Source organism: Bacillus sp. CCNWLW194, from assembly GCF_037120585.1.
Classification (GTDB): domain Bacteria; phylum Bacillota; class Bacilli; order Bacillales; family Bacillaceae_G; genus Bacillus_A; species Bacillus_A basilensis.
The window spans coordinates 1-15,840 of the sequence record NZ_JBBBBL010000028.1 but is presented as its reverse complement, the minus strand read 5'-3'; the positions used below and the strand labels follow the sequence as shown (position 1 = coordinate 15,840).

Sequence of the window (15,840 nt, the reverse complement as noted above, 5' to 3'; positions counted from 1 at the left end):
CCTTAGAGAAGAATATGAGACTAAACTAATTCTTCCGTATAGATTAATTAATTACTTTTTCTTAATTGAATCATCCTTAAATCGAACTACTGTCTTATATTGATAGCTTCCAATATTGCCAGTTGTATCTTTATAACGACTCAACTTCTTTTTTTCAAATGTAAATACAAAGAATCGATATATAAATTTGTGTGGACTTTTTCCATCCAATTCTACATTTCCAAAGAAGTACGCTATACCACCAGGTAATATTAGATATTTGAAAAAGACGTTGTTTCCTAATGGTAAAATCTGTTCTAAGAATATTATTATTAATAGTGTTCCAACAAAAATCCCCAGCTGTCTGTAAGGTACAGGGAAAGGGAGTGTTATATCCCTTATCCCATATAAACTCTTAGGAATATCCCATATAGAGTTGTAAGTCCTTACTTCCTTGCGAGTCGGTTTCTGAGTCACTTATACCAACTCCTTAAAATTTCTATTTTTTACAAATGATCATTTAAATAATAAATTATATAATTTTGTTCCAAGGTCTTTGAATACATCTGGAGTGAATACAAACACAGATACAATCGCACAAAGTACTAACCAACCAATTAGACCAGCCATTTGTCTTTTTACAAGTAAAACTATTACACCGATGATTGCTACAACTAAAAAAATGGGACCTAACTGAGCTACTAACCAGTTTTTTGCATTTACCCCAAAATTAATGTTGCCTAAGACTGCTGCATCCTTAATAGCAGGTAATTGCTGAGCAACCATATCTAATCCCAAAAGCTCCATAATTATTTACCCTCCACTTTCTCTAATGTGTTTTCAAATTTCTTCATAGAGCTAATTGAAAACTTGTTATCTTTATTTACAAGATTTAAATCATATGTGTATGTGTACTCTAAGCTGCTATCATTGTCTTTTAATTTGGCATCTACTAAGACTCTGTATCCTTTATCCTTATCTTCATAAATTCGTAGGTTTTCTAATTTGCTAAATGTCATAATACCTTTTAGTCCATTTGTTATATTACTTTTTTCAAAGTAGTAAGCAATTTCTTCTGGTGTTCCTTCTGTATACACCTTAAATACAGATTGTAAAAATTGTTCTACTTTTTTAATTTCTGCATCTGTATTAATTTCTCGTCCTTCTGATTTGAAAGTGGCTACTTTATAAGGTGCCTTTTCTCTCTCTTCATGAACGATTGTAGGATTGTTAGGGACTACCATTTTCCCTTTCTCCATTAAAATTGGAATTGAGAAGTACCTTGTTACCTCTTTTGGTTCTTTTGGTGTGTCTGGAGCTTGTGTCGTTCCAGGAGCAGGATTATTTACAGGTTCTAGTTTTTGAATGATTTTTAATGTAACTTCTGCTTCATTTCCCTTTTGTCGGACCTCTACTGCTTCCGATTTAACCAAAGTACTAGATGCGTTTTTTAAAGTATCTCTATTTAATCCACCTTGCTCGTCGGATCCTTCAACAAGAAATTTCTCTAATCGTTTTTTTCGCTCTTCAGCTACATTCATATCAGCTTTCCAATTAAAATAATTAGTGGCAAAACTATTCGCATATGCAATTAATTCTGCTTCTGACATTTTAATTTTTACGGGTTCCTCCTTCTTTTCCTGAACAGCTACTGCTCTAGGAGGACCGGCGAGTTGAATAAATGAAAGGGAGCTTCCTGCAAACACGAATCCCATCACACACCAAAATGTAACCTTACCTACTTTTCTTCCTGTTATCGCCGGAACTTTCTCCCTTGTTTTACGTTTCTTCTTTTCTTTTAGTGCTTCTGAATTTTCTTGTTGCATATCTAATATTTCGTTTGTTTTATCCTTTGCTTTTTTAAAGAATGTAAATTTCTTTTTTTCGGAGTTTTTCTGGGATTTCTTTTTTACCATGTTTTCACCTCTCTTTTTATATGGTTAGGAGATTACAAATTTCATTGTAATTGCCACTAATCAACTATCTACTTTAAGTATGATTTACTTTTTTCGGAAATCTAAGAGAAATAAAAAAAATTTATGTTTTTATATCAAAGTTTTGAGAGTGATAAAAAATAAACATTATATTTATTAAAGTCCATAAAAAAAACAATCCCATTAAAAAATGAAATTGGTTATACACAGGAGCTATTCTTTATAGTAAGTACTACACAATATTAAAACCTAATATAATATATATCTTTAATATATATAAAGAAAAAAGATAAAACTTTTATACAGAGAGAAAATCATGTTAAAACATTGATGTGCTAGGGGTTCGTAAGTTCTCTAGCCGTAAAAAATCATAAAAAGTAATTACTGGGAACGTACTTAATGAGCTGAATGAGGATTTAAAACTACAAAATATCGGAAAGTAGGTATATAAAAACTACATATAATCATCGTTAATTTGATGTAAGTAACTGTATATATAATACGTACATAAATTTATGACTTATGAACAAATTTTCCACATTTATAAAAAAACTACACACAATTTATTAACAAATTGGTCAAAGTTAAGAACAGAATACACTTTTTAAACAGAATTAACAGATGTTTTTCTGATTTTAAGTAGATTAAAGGATAGAAGAGGATAAGAACAGTAATTAAGGTATTATATTATACACATCAGGTCAAAATTATTAAGATATCAACAAAATAATAAAAAATATTTATGCTTTTTTGTAGATAAAATGCCATAAAAGATTGAAAATTCAGATTTATAAACTTGAAAATTGTGAATATCTTATTTTATTAAATGTGCACTGTATGAAATTGTATAAAAAATAGAGAGTAGCAATCATTAAGATTAAAAACTGACTCTCTATTCTGCTTGAAGCAATACACTTCAAATGTTATCTCCAACACGAATAGCCCTCTACTTTTGTTTTTTTCAAAAATAGAGAGCTTATCATTACATTGCTGGAAGCAGCTGATCAACAGTATGTGGCACTTCTTTTGTTGAACGATAGTATGCTTCTAAAGAATGAAGAAACTGGATCAAATCAAAGTCTTCAGGAACTTCAATTACACAAATCTCTTCCTTCGGCAATTTATCAATTTTTTCAATGAACAGTTCACGAATATCGCTAGGGATTTGATTTCCTTTATGTCCACTGGACTTTAAGAGTTCGCGAATTTCAATTTCTAATGCTGTATATGCGTTAATATTTACACCTTGTTCATAAGCATATTTTCTAAATAATGATTCCTCTTGATACTGCATGTAATTACGATGGTAAGCATCTATAGCTACAGGTACAGCATATTTTGAATGAAGCAGGTCATGCGCTTTGCGGAATAGCTTTTGAACATTGCGTAAAGAGTATATAGCAAAATGAGTACCAAATTTAAAAATGGCCTCTTCTTGATCATGTTTAGGTACATTGTGTGTAATTAAAGGATAAATACCAGTTTTAGCAGCTGTGTCTAATACACGATATTGAGAAGATTGCTTCAATAACTTACTTAGTGTATAAACAAGCTTTTTAGGATATCCTTCTTGTCGATCAATCATTTCTCGTAAGCCACGAACTACTTGGCGAATTTGACGGTGACAAGAGTGTTTTAGAACGTTAATAAATTGGTTCATATCCTTTGCAAATTCAGCAATATTCAATTCCACTAGCAGGTTTTCAATGAATCTTACTTTGCGTTTATATGTATCACGTGGTGTAAATGGATCACGGTATTCTGCTCCTTCTTCTTTCGCGCATAAGAAATCAGGATGTACAGATAAATGCAATGTTGTGTATTGCTTTTTATTCTTCTTCCCTTTTTCTAACTTGCAAATTTTAAATAAAGGAGATCCAGTAGCAGAAAGTTTTGTTTCTAATTCATCAAGTACAGCACGAATCTGATGTGGGTATTTCTTATGTAAGTAACGATACATACCACCAAAATGAGTTGAGCTTCCTTGCTCATCAACTTTGAATAAAGAACGTTTCAGGGTAGTTTCGCGTTTCTGCTGCATTGCTACATCCATGAATAGTTTCTTAGCTGCAATTGATAACTCAAAGAATTCTTTGGTAAATACTATCGGGCTAATAAATGTATAGGCATTTGCTTTATTCGTTTCTTTATTCATGAAATCAGTTAAGGTAATTTTATATTTACCACTGTACTCATTTTCGATTGTAATGATGTTATGGAAACTTAACTTCTTCAAAGCCACATAAAATTGTGAGTGGTGAATATGTGCAAATGCTTCTTTATAATTTTTATAATCTTCCCAAAGCATGTGGATCGATACATGTGAAAGCTCACCATATGTATTACATTTTTTATGAAGAAATAGAAATACTTCTAAATCAGCATTTGTAATTCCATATAGCTTATGTTTTCTGCCTTCGTTTTTATCAAACTCACTTACTTTATCTACAATCTTTTTCATTTTCAGTGAAAAAGATGGCTTGGCTTTTGCAACAAATCCCTCTTCATCCGCAATTCGTTCTTCATAGGACATTGACTTCACAATGTCTTCTAGATAAGTATCTTTAAAACTATAATACTTACCTTCTAAAGCTTCTACTAACCTTTGCCATGATTTAATTGTTACAATTACCGGTGTTGTTGTTTCACCATTTAAACTACGTTTGTTCTTTATAACGAAAGGTTTTGCCATCTTTTTCACCTCCTTTTATTTTAAGTTGCAGTTTTCCCCACAATTAGATATAGAATTTCATTTTTGATTATATCAAATCGAATACTGGTGAAATCTGTCCCTTTAAGAGGAAAAATAAAAAAATGAAACGTGCCTCAATCCCTTGTGGGACAAGGGGTTTGACGTTTCATGAAAAAAATTTTGTTGCCACCATAGGGCTATGAAGTTTTTTGAATATGAAACGTGGTATGCAGTGGAATAAATCTTTCTAAACCATTGATTTTATAGGGGTTTACGCTAATTTCGTTTTAAAGTTGTAGCCATCATATAGCTATAACGTTTCATGTTTTGGATTGAGTGAGAAATTTCTATGGATTTCGTATAAACACTGATATATAGGGGGTTATCGCTGTTTTTAAATGAAAAGTTGTAGCCATCATACCGCTATAAACGTTTCATTTCGTTTCATGTTTCCTACCATCATATAGCTATAACGTTTCATATTTTTAAAATAAGTTGAATTTAATAAGAAATAGCTGTAACCCTTGGTATATATGGATTTGTTTGGGTTTTTAAAGTGAAAGTTGTAGCCGCCATATAGCTATAATGATTTTAGTGTGTTTTCTTTCATATTTAATGAAATGGCTTTATATCAACGTTTATTACTAAATTACATAGAATAAAAAATTTTTTAGGTGAATGATTTTCAGGATATTCTCGTTTCATTTTTTTAAAGTTGTAGCCATCATATAGCTATAACGTTTCATAAATTACGAAATTGTAACCACAATATAGCTATTCACTATTAAAAGCAAGAGGTAATAGCCAAGATAAAGCTATGCAGTTTCAAATAAGAAGTAATAGCCAAGATAAAGCTATGTAGTTTCAAATAAGAAGTAATAGCCAGGATAAGGCTATATAGTTTCAAGTAAGAAGTAATAGCCATGATAGAGCTATGCAGTTTCAAATAAGAAGTAATAGCCAAGATAAAGCTATATAGTTTCAAGTAAGAAGTAATAGCCATGATAAGGCTATGTAGTTTCAAATAAGAGTTAATAGCCAAGATAAAGCTGTGTAGTTTCAAATAAGAGTTAATAGCCAAGATAAAGCTATATAGTTTCAAATAAGAGCTTATAGCCACGATAAGGCTATATAGTTTCAAATAAGAGTTAATAGCCAGGATAAAGCTGTGAAGTTTCAAATAAGAAGAAATAGCCAGGATAAAGCTGTGTAGTTTCAAATAAGAGTTAATAGCCATGATAAGGCTATATAGTTTTCAAGTAAGAAGAAATAGCCATGATAAGGCTATGCAGTTTCAAATAAGAGTTAATAGCCAGGATAAAGCTGTGTAGTTTCAAATAAGAGTTAATAGCCAGGATAAAGCTGTGTAGTTTCAAATAAGAAGAAATAGCCAGGATAAAGCTGTGTAGTTTCAAATAAGAGTTAATAGCCATGATAAAGCTATATAGTTTCAAATAAGAAGAAATAGCCAAGATAAAGCTATATAGTTTCAAGTAAGAAGAAATAGCCATGATAAAGCTATATAGTTTCAAGTAAGAAGCAGCTGTGGTATTAAAGTTGTGACTTAAAGTAACAAGCTTTCTAGGTATTAAGCAAAAAATCAGTGTGTTTAACTAATTTACTTTTAAAATTGAAATTGAAATTGTATTGTAAAGTAGTGATTTTACAAATAGAAGCAGTTTTATATAATTAAATACAAATAAAGAGAATTTAAATGATCCACAATAAAACGTGTAAAAATTAATAATTGTGCGGTTTATTCAGATAACATTTCAACTTAAAGGTTATGTGGTTTTTCATCTAAATGGGAAAAATAAACGCACTTTTATTCATTCATCCGTTTAAAGTGAACTTCCATCAGTGGGAGTCTTATAGCCTGCGAATTGTGGGATGAAAAATGGACTAAGAATTTAATCTTAGTCCATTTCTTATTTTATATCCATTTTGTATGGAATGTACCTTCTTTATCTACTCGTTTATACGTATGCGCTCCAAAATAATCGCGCTGCGCTTGTAACAAGTTTGCAGGTAGTTTGGCAGTACGATAGCTGTCATAATAAGAAATTGCTGCTGAAAATGCAGGTATCGGAATGCCCTGTTGTACCGCCATTGAGATAATTTGGCGTAATCCGCCTTGATATGACTCTACAATTTCTTTAAAGTATGGATCAAGTAAAAGGTTCGGTAGGTCAGTGTTTGTCTCATAAGCCTCTTTAATGTTCTGTAAAAAGGCAGCACGGATAATACATCCGCCTCTCCAAAGCATAGAAATGCTGCCAAAATCAAGGTTCCAATCATATTCCTTAGAAGCTGCCTTCAATTGCGTGAATCCTTGTGCATAAGAACAAATTTTACTCATATATAAAGCTTGGCGCACTGCTTCAATTAATTCAGCTTTTTCCACTCCAATTGCTGTTTTATCTTTAGGTCCAGATAAAACTTTGCTTGCGTTCACACGCTCTTCTTTTAAAGCAGAAATGCAACGTGCAAATACAGATTCCGTGATAATAGGCAGAGAGATACCTAAATCAAGTGCGCTTTGACTTGTCCATTTCCCTGTACCCTTTTGTCCTGCAGTATCAAGAATAACATCCACTAATGGCTTACCAGTTTCTTCATCTTTCTTCTTGAAGATATCGGCTGTAATCTCAATTAGATAGCTGTTCAGTTCACCTTTATTCCATTCAGCAAATATTTCATGGAACTCTTCTGCAGTCAAATTAAGTGTTTGTTTCAAGAAGAAATATGCTTCACAAATTAATTGCATATCTCCATACTCAATACCGTTGTGAACCATCTTTACATAGTGTCCTGCCCCATTAGGTCCGATATAAGAACAGCAAGGCTCATTATTCACTTTTGCAGAGATGTTTTCAAGCATATCCTTTACTTTTTCGTATGCATCCTTCTGTCCGCCTGGCATAATAGATGGTCCCTTCAATGCACCCTCTTCGCCGCCTGACACACCTGCCCCGATGAAATTGATTCCTTCTTCGGCAAGACGTTTGTTTCGGCGAATTGTATCGACAAAGTATGTATTACCACCGTCAATTAAAATATCACCTTTATCGAGGTGAGGGACTAGAGAATCAATCGCCTTATCTGTAACTTCCCCTGCATTAACCATTAATAAAATCTTCCTAGGTGATTCAAGTGAGTTAACAAACTCTTCAACTATATGAGTACCGACTAAGTTTTTACCACGGTTTTCCTCAATGATTTCATCAACTTTTTCCTTTGAAATATCATATAGGGCAACAGAATACCCTTTGCTCTCAAAGTTAAGTGCGAGGCTTTTTCCCATAACGCCCACACCAACAACTCCAATTTGTAACTTTTCCATATTCCATCGTTCCTTTCCATGTATGTTACTCTGTATTATAGTATATATACCTAAAATAACACTTTAATCAAATAATCAATCTTTTTCATTTCAATAGGCTCCGCCAGTATTCGTGCCAAAGGTTATAGGGACACGGCATATCACTATCAAGTTAAAAAATAAAGAGAGATTTTCATCCTTATTAATCAATCATGAATAATAACTGGTTAATTATGAAAAATCACATTAAACAGCTTCCGTATCCCTTTTATTGTTTAGAAAGATCTATACAAATAAACTTAATAATAAAGTAAATCCTAATCCGGCTACAGAAACGATAGTCTCAAGTAAAGTCCATGTTGCAAATGTTTCTTTCATGCTTAAACCAAAGTACTCTTTAAACATCCAGAAACCAGCATCGTTCACGTGTGAAGCAATTAAACTACCAGCCCCTGTTGCAAGCACAACTAAAGCAAGGTTAACATCAGATTGACCTAACATCGGAATCACTAAACCGACAGTTGTTAATGCAGCAACCGTAGCAGACCCTAATGAAATACGTAAAATGGCAGCGATAATCCATGCGAGCAAGATCGGTGATAATGAAGTTCCTTTGAATAATTCGGCTACATAGTTACCAACGCCGCCATCAATTAATACTTGTTTGAAAGCGCCGCCGCCACCAATAATTAAGAGCATCATCCCAATATTCGAGATTGCTGTTGTACAAGATTCCATCACGTTTTTGATTGGAATATTTCTTGCCAATCCCATTGTATAGATCGCAACTAGTAAGGATATCAACATGGCAGTATCCGCATTCCCAATAAACTCGATCGTTGCTAGTAAACTATTATCTTTGAATCCCATTGTTTTTTGCAGCAAAGTAATAATTGTAGCGACTGCCATTAAAAGAACAGGCAGTAAAGCGGTAAAAACACTGATTCCAAAGCCAGGAGTTTCTTCAAGTTTAAATACTTTCTGCTCACCTAAAGATTTGATATTACCGGTTTTTGTGAACGCCTCAGGTACTAGTTTTTTTGCAAGTTTAGTAAATACAGGTCCAGCTAACACAACTGTTGGAACCGCTATCATAAAGCCGTAAAGTAATACTTCACCGATGTTTGCATGCAATTCACCAGCGATAGCAGTTGGTCCTGGGTGTGGCGGTAAAAATCCGTGTGTTACAGATAAAGCAGCTGCCATCGAAATACCGAGATATAAGATAGAAACTTTTAATTCTCTTGAAATTGCAAATACAATCGGAATTAATAATACTAATCCTACTTCAAAAAATAATGCAATCCCGATAATAAATGAGGCAGTCACAACAGCCCATTGAATGTTCTTTTCACCAAACTTTTTCACAAGGGTCATGGCAATGCGTTGTGCGCCCCCAGAATCTGAAAGCAACTTACCTAACATCGCACCAAGTCCAAAAACGAGTGCTAAATGACCAAGTGTTCCTCCTAATCCCGCTTCAATGGTTTTAAAAATTTTTTCTGGCGGCATTCCAAGTGCTAAAGCAACCCCGACGGATACAATGATTAATGAAATAAAGGTATTTAATTTAAAGCGCATAATCAGTAAAAGTAATGCTAAAATCCCAATTGCTACAATGACTAATGGCATCGTAGTTCCCCCCTAATCTTAGCTGTATTTGTATTTATCCCACTATTCGTGGGCAGTAAGGCCCCCACCTCGTGTTTTAGATAGAAGCGAGGCGTGGGGGATTACTGATGAAAGTTTTACTTTATTAAATTTCTTTGATAATTTGCAATTCGTGTATAATCGTCTTCTAGTGCCCTTGATAGGTTAATAAATATAGGCAGTAATTGTCTGTATTCTTTTGTTGCGTCTTCTTTCGGTGTATGTTTGTAGGTACTGCCAACCATTTCGGAAACGATTTCAAAAGAATCAATTTTTCCTGTGGCATATAGACCTAATATACATGCACCTAGACAAGAGCTTTCGTAGCTCTTTGGAACAACGACTTCAGATGCGAAAATATCGGACATCATCTGTCGCCAAACGTCAGACCTTGCGAAGCCGCCTGTTGCTTGAATACGAGTTACAGGACCATCCATGCATTCGGTTAATGCTAAAAATACAGTGTATAAATTATATATAACGCCTTCTAAAGCTGCACGAATCATATGTTCCTTCTTATGTGACATCGTTAAACCGAAGAAGGATCCACGTACATCTGGATTCCATAATGGTGCACGTTCCCCTGCTAGGTATGGATGGAATAATAATCCGTCTGCACCAGGTCTCACACGTTCAGCTATTTTAGTTAATACATCGTATGGATCAATTCCTAGTCTTTTCGCAGTTTCTACTTCTGATGAAGCAAGTTCATCACGAATCCAGCGAAGGACCATTCCTCCATTGTTTACTGGTCCACCAATTACCCAATGCTTTTCCGTTAAGGCATAACAAAATATTCTTCCTTTTTTATCTGTTTGTGGTTTATCAATGATGGTCCGAATAGCACCACTTGTCCCAATTGTGACAGCAATCTCCCCTTTCCGAATTGCATTCACACCTAGATTAGAAAGCACCCCATCACTGGCACCAATGACAAACGGTGTTTGTGAATCGATACCAATCTTTTGGGCTAAATCTGGATTGCAGTTGCTAAATATTTGGGTGGTTGGTACGAGTTCAGATAATTGAGTTGGTGTTATACCAGCAATTTTTAAAGCTTCCTCATCCCAATCTAGTTTTTTTAAGTTCATCATACCCATGCACGAGGCGATGGAATGATCAACAACATATTGATCAAAGAATTGTTTGAAGATATATTCTTTGATTCCAATATATTTCTTCGTTCTAATAGCAATTTCCGGATGATCATTCACAATCCATGTAATTTTACTTAATGGTGACATTGGGTGAATAGGTGTTCCTGTTCGTCTATAAACTTCATGGCCATTAAGTTCATCTTTGATTTTATGTGCCCATGTCTCACTACGATTATCTGCCCAAGTGATACAAGGTGTCAGCGGCTGATCATTTTCATCCATGGCAATGACACTATGCATAGCACTGCTAAATGAAATAAACGAAGGTTTTTTATCTGAATGCTGTTTCGTTATATTTGATATCGCTTGTAAAACAGCTTGGAAAATCTCTTCTGGATCTTGTTCCGCTGTGGATATATCCGGTGTGCGAAGTGGATAACCAATATTCTCGGTTTGGATGACTTCACCTTTTTCAGTAAATAAAACTGCTTTCGTACTTGTTGTACCGATATCTATACCTAACATATAGCTACTCATGTCCTTGCTCTACTCCTTTAGATAACATTTGTTGTGACATCCAGAGGTCTTCAACTTTCCCTTGAACATCATCAAAGTTTTGATGTAAGGCCTCAACCATGAGGGCTCGATCTTTTGATTCGATTGCTTTTATATAAAGCTCATGATTTTTAATAATCCGTTCAAAGTCTTCGTACTTTTCCTTGAAACGAGTACGCATTGATAAAAGGATTAAGCTTTCCATAACAGGCTTTAAATTATTCCAAATCATCAGGATGTAGGAATGCTCAATGGTTCGAATAATCGTTTCATGGAATAAGAGATCTTGATAAGAAAACTCATCAGCATCATGATATTTAATTGCGATTTTCATCATTTCCATTATTTTATTTAGTTCCCTTACTAAATCATTTGTGTCCATCTTTACAAGTCGCTCAAAGATAAACGTTTCTATAAGTAAGCGAACATCATATATTTCTTCGATTTCTTTCTCGGTTAAACCAATGACAACTGCACCCATTCTTTCTAAGCGAATAATATTTTCAGAAGCTAGTACTTTTAATGCTTCACGAACGGGTGACCGACTTACAGAAAAATCGGCAGCTAATTTATTTTCTGATAGTATGGTACCGCTTTCGATTATACCTGCAATAATGCGCATTCTCAGTTCGCTCGCAACACGATCGCCTGTAGAAGCTTTTGAAAGCCATTTTTCAGGATAAAGAAATTCCATTGATTTTGTCATAAATTCACCTCTTGTTAATCAAGTATACTTGTATACAAGTATTATATCTCGGATTTTTAATTATGCAAGCGCTTTTATTGTTTGCTTTGGTTCTTTTAGAGGAAAGCCCCATAATTATTAAGCTAATAAATCGAGTCGCCCCAAAAACTATTATTGTTGATGAAGAAGATTTAGGGAATGGAAAACTGAAGAATACGATATCCAAGGACTTACATCAACATATTTACCACTCGGGTTTACAACTTTTTGAATCAAAAATATAGATGTTAAAAATGTAACAGTGACTGAATTTGAGCATTAAAAACTTTCAAAAATTGAAATTGTATTGTAAAGTAATGATTTTACAAATAGAAGCAGTTTTATATAATTAAAGACAAGTAAAGAGAATTTAAATGATCCACAATAGAACGAGTAAAAATCAGTAATTGTGCGGATTATTCAGATAACATTTCAACTTAAAGGTTATGTAGCCATCATATAGCTATGACGTTTCATGGTGTTAGGATTTAAATTATATTGATTAATAACATTGTTAGGAGGTACATAAATATGGAAAAAGTATTAGTATTGTTCAGTGATGCCCTCCTACTTGCTGCTCCAATTTATGAAGAAAATAAGCAGTTATGGGCCAAATGGAAAAAATATTATAACGAAGTACAAGAGAATCACGATAAATTAGTAACATCAGCTAATATATCCCCTTCATTCTCAACACTTGTTTCTTGGTTGGGTCAGAAACAAGAACAAGGAATATCGTTGTTGAACATTTATGCGAATCTAGATAAATATAAAATTGAGATTCAAAATGTATTAGATAAAATTATTGAACAAGAGTTTGGAGAAAAGGTTGATGCAGTTGAACCAACTCAAATTTCAAATCCTGAACATAGTCATATAAAAGAGCATATAGCAGATATACCTGACGACTATTATCCGGTATCAAATGACGCAATGTACTATCAATTACGTGATGGAATAGCAAAAAATCAGTTTGAAGAAGATGAAGTAGCAGCAAAATCGGTACTGCCATTAGAAACAAAAAATTCAAGCGGAGTTGCACAACTATCTTCACATAAAGATGAGGATTTGAGATTAGTGAATACAAATGAAGCAGAAAGATGGTCTATATTGGTTGATGGGGTAATTAGTAATATGGATGATCTTACAGCAGATTGTTTGGATACCATTACAATACAATGGTTAAATCAAGCTAAATCTCCAGATGAATTCATAGATTTTAGTTATGAGAATGTATTGGAATTATGTAATATGCCAAAAGCATCAGCGAACGGTGTAGAGTATTATCGTGCAGAAGATAAGATTAAGGTAGCACAACGTATTGCAGCGTTAGCAAGCATCTTTATTTATTTGAATGATGATAATGAAGTTGTAGTATTGAACGATCAAGCTGAAACTGGGGAACAATTTGAAGTAAAACGTGAAGTGATCAAAAGGCTATTCGTACTGGACTCTGTAGTGTTATGGAGAGATAAGAATACTAATGAATATATGGGGATAGAATCCTGTAAGATTAAACCAGGTAGTTTCTTATCGGGCTATTTGTATGGATCTAATAGCACAACAGCTTTATTATCGAAAAAAGCATTAGAGTATAATAGCTATAGACACAAGTTTCATAAACGTTTAATACGTTATTTATCCTGGCAGTGGCGAATCCGTCAACAATACAGTACTTTAAAAAGACCATACTCCATTGGGGGAGAAAAAGGTTTATTATCTGTAATGGGTATTACAACCACAAAGGGTCGCCCAACTCGAATACGTGAACAACTAGAAAGTGTTTTAATTGATTTAGAAAAAGAAAATGTAATTTCACATTGGGCGTATGCAGAGGAATTGGATGAAACAAAGATAGGAGAACGTAATTGGTTTAAAAATTACTATTCCAAATTAGGAATCATTATCTTACCACCAAAAGAATTGATGAATAATATAGATAGTATGGTAAAGAAAAAAGTAATAGGTATGCAAGAGAAGCAGGAGGACCATTATATTGCAGAGACAGTAAAACAAACTTCTGAAGGATCAGAAGATGTAATACGAGAAAAAATTATGTATCAGCATATGCATCAAAATAAAACAATGCGTGAGATAGCTGATGAAATAGGTCTATCCCCTGCTACGCTATCAAGGTTCTGTAATAACAAAATGAAGCGTATTTCAAAAAGCGTTAATGAAAAACTGAACAAGTGGTATGAAAGACAAATGATTATAGAATCTATGTAAAAAGAAGCAGATACCTTTAAATGGAGAGGTACCTGCTTCTTTTTAGTTGTTCATATTGGGGTAGCACCACATTGCCATCAAGCTAAGATTTTATGATGTTCCCCAAAACGATAAAATGAATACTTATGTGTAAAGGATACACATTTTTCTTGGATATAAGTATTTAAACATAATAAAGTCATTTAATTTTGATGTGAAAAACAAAGGGTAATGCTATTTATGAATGATAGCTTTACCCTTAAAAGTTGTTTAATTTTTAATGTAAGATACTTCACTATACTTAAAAACATACCAATAAAGCCGTTTAAATCTAAATGCTATCCCATTATAAGTGAATAAACAAAACCATTTACTATAGCATATTGTTTTTCTCATACGCATTTAAGGCATTTACACCGTGACTCAAGGCTGCTCCGGCTTTTACTGCAGATGCAACGATAATTGCCTCCAAAACCTCTTCCATAGTTCCCCCATATTTCTTATACTTGTTTACATGAACATCAATACAATAGGGACAACCAGTCGTATGAGCCACCGCAATCGCAATAAGTTCCTTTGTTTTCGTTGGTATTAATCCAGATACAAACGCCTCCTTCTCAAATGTTAAAAAAGCTTTTGAGGATGCTGGTGCCATTTTTATAAGCTCATTAATTCGTTTTAAATAAGAATTTCGATAAAGAACATCGTCTCCTTTGTAAAGACCGTTTAGATTTTCCATGAAGATCTTCCTTCCTTAATGAATGTTGTCCTCATTATCATATAATCTAAAAGAGGAGAATTTCTGTAACTATATCACAGAAAACGGCTAAATTTTTGTTGTAGAGCCTTTCGTTGGATGTTTACGATTTTTCCGCGATGTAAAGTAAGAAGTCCCTCCTTCTCGAACTTCTTTAGTGTCCGGCTAACTACTTCCCGTGCTGTACCTAACTCAATAGACAACTTCTCGTGGGTTATGATTATCTCGTCGGAATATAGAGAGGTATGTTTAATGAGATAATCTGCAATCCGATCGTCTATCCCTTTAAAAGCAATCTCTTCTACAAGCTGAGTCACAGTTGACATTTTACGAATAAATAATCCGTATATAAATCTGCTTAACGAATCGTATGTATGTATCCAGTTCCGAAAAGTTTCGGCCGGTATGATTAGGGCTTCAACATCGCTTTCGACTGCGGCAAAAGCCTCATAATCTAAATCACCCAATATGCTAGCTATCATCATTAAACAAACGCCGCCGCTCTGAACCCGATAGAGGGTTATCTCCCTGCCATTCTCTCCAACCCTATAAATGCGTACACAGCCATCCAAAATAAAAATAGCATGGTGTAAGCGATGCCCCCTTGCAAAAGCTACAGGAGTGGCTGGAACTTGCACTATAGAAATATCAGTTCTATTCCATTCCTTAGCTTCAATAGAGGACAGGCAAGGGAAACATTTTATAACCTGATTTAGTTTACTGATCATTTGTTCCTCCTAATCTTTATTAAATCCATGTTTAAATAACTTTCTTGGTGCTTAACGGATTAATAAAATAATATCAGAAAAGTGGATTTCTTTTTTAAAAAATGCTTCTAGGGGTAGCACCACACATCCATCAACTTAAGGATTTAGACTATTTTTGAAGTTAAAAGCACGTTACTATTTTCTTATGTTAATGA

Annotated in this window: 11 protein-coding genes; 1 reads left to right on the top strand and 10 read right to left on the bottom strand. The window is 33.9% G+C overall.

Going from position 1 to position 15,840, the window contains the following annotated elements:
- Nucleotides 1–51 precede the first annotated feature (51 nt).
- The 8 genes from V7S50_RS32335 to gntR all read right to left on the bottom strand — a co-directional run bounded on the left by V7S50_RS32335 (nt 52) and on the right by gntR (nt 11,935).
- Nucleotides 52–456: a TcpE family conjugal transfer membrane protein gene (locus V7S50_RS32335; protein WP_000192353.1), complete on the bottom strand. Its 405-nt coding sequence runs from the start codon at nt 454–456 to the stop codon at nt 52–54.
- A 39-nt stretch (nt 457–495) separates the two neighbouring features.
- Nucleotides 496–786 (bottom strand): hypothetical protein, encoded by a 291-nt coding sequence (locus V7S50_RS32330; RefSeq protein WP_309260373.1) that lies wholly within the window; start codon nt 784–786, stop codon nt 496–498.
- A gap of 2 nt (nt 787–788) precedes the next feature.
- Nucleotides 789–1,895, bottom strand: coding sequence for a conjugal transfer protein (locus tag V7S50_RS32325; protein WP_336376751.1), 1,107 nt, complete (start codon nt 1,893–1,895; stop codon nt 789–791).
- A gap of 1,000 nt (nt 1,896–2,895) precedes the next feature.
- The gene (locus tag V7S50_RS32320; RefSeq protein WP_336376750.1) at nt 2,896–4,605 is read right to left on the bottom strand and encodes a hypothetical protein; all 1,710 of its coding nucleotides are present in this window, start codon (nt 4,603–4,605) and stop codon (nt 2,896–2,898) included.
- A 1,933-nt stretch (nt 4,606–6,538) separates the two neighbouring features.
- The gene (gene gndA, locus V7S50_RS32315) at nt 6,539–7,948 is read right to left on the bottom strand and encodes an NADP-dependent phosphogluconate dehydrogenase (protein ID WP_336376749.1); all 1,410 of its coding nucleotides are present in this window, start codon (nt 7,946–7,948) and stop codon (nt 6,539–6,541) included.
- 264 nt (nt 7,949–8,212) lie between these two features.
- A complete protein-coding gene (gene gntP / locus V7S50_RS32310; protein WP_001131719.1) occupies nt 8,213–9,559 on the bottom strand; it encodes a gluconate permease GntP in 1,347 nt (448 codons plus the stop codon).
- A 116-nt stretch (nt 9,560–9,675) separates the two neighbouring features.
- Nucleotides 9,676–11,211, bottom strand: a complete 1,536-nt coding sequence (gntK, locus tag V7S50_RS32305; RefSeq protein ID WP_309260370.1) for a gluconokinase — start codon at nt 11,209–11,211, stop codon at nt 9,676–9,678.
- Nucleotides 11,204–11,935 carry a gluconate operon transcriptional repressor GntR gene (gene gntR / locus V7S50_RS32300; RefSeq protein WP_242253847.1) on the bottom strand — a complete coding sequence of 244 codons (732 nt, stop codon included), beginning with the start codon at nt 11,933–11,935 and terminating at the stop codon, nt 11,204–11,206. The genes gntK and gntR overlap by 8 nt, the downstream gene beginning before the upstream one ends.
- A gap of 549 nt (nt 11,936–12,484) precedes the next feature.
- Between gntR and V7S50_RS32295 the strand changes: the two genes are divergently transcribed.
- A complete protein-coding gene (locus V7S50_RS32295; RefSeq protein ID WP_242253850.1) occupies nt 12,485–14,182 on the top strand; it encodes a helix-turn-helix domain-containing protein in 1,698 nt (565 codons plus the stop codon).
- A 352-nt stretch (nt 14,183–14,534) separates the two neighbouring features.
- Here the strand turns inward: V7S50_RS32295 and V7S50_RS32290 are convergent, their stop codons facing one another.
- Both V7S50_RS32290 and V7S50_RS32285 read right to left on the bottom strand, forming a co-directional pair.
- The gene (locus V7S50_RS32290; protein WP_166703039.1) at nt 14,535–14,900 is read right to left on the bottom strand and encodes a carboxymuconolactone decarboxylase family protein; all 366 of its coding nucleotides are present in this window, start codon (nt 14,898–14,900) and stop codon (nt 14,535–14,537) included.
- Between the two features lie 74 nt (nt 14,901–14,974).
- On the bottom strand, nt 14,975–15,646 hold the full coding sequence (locus V7S50_RS32285) for a Crp/Fnr family transcriptional regulator (protein WP_336376748.1): 672 nt from the start codon (nt 15,644–15,646) through the stop codon (nt 14,975–14,977).
- Between the last annotated feature and the right edge of the window lie 194 nt (nt 15,647–15,840).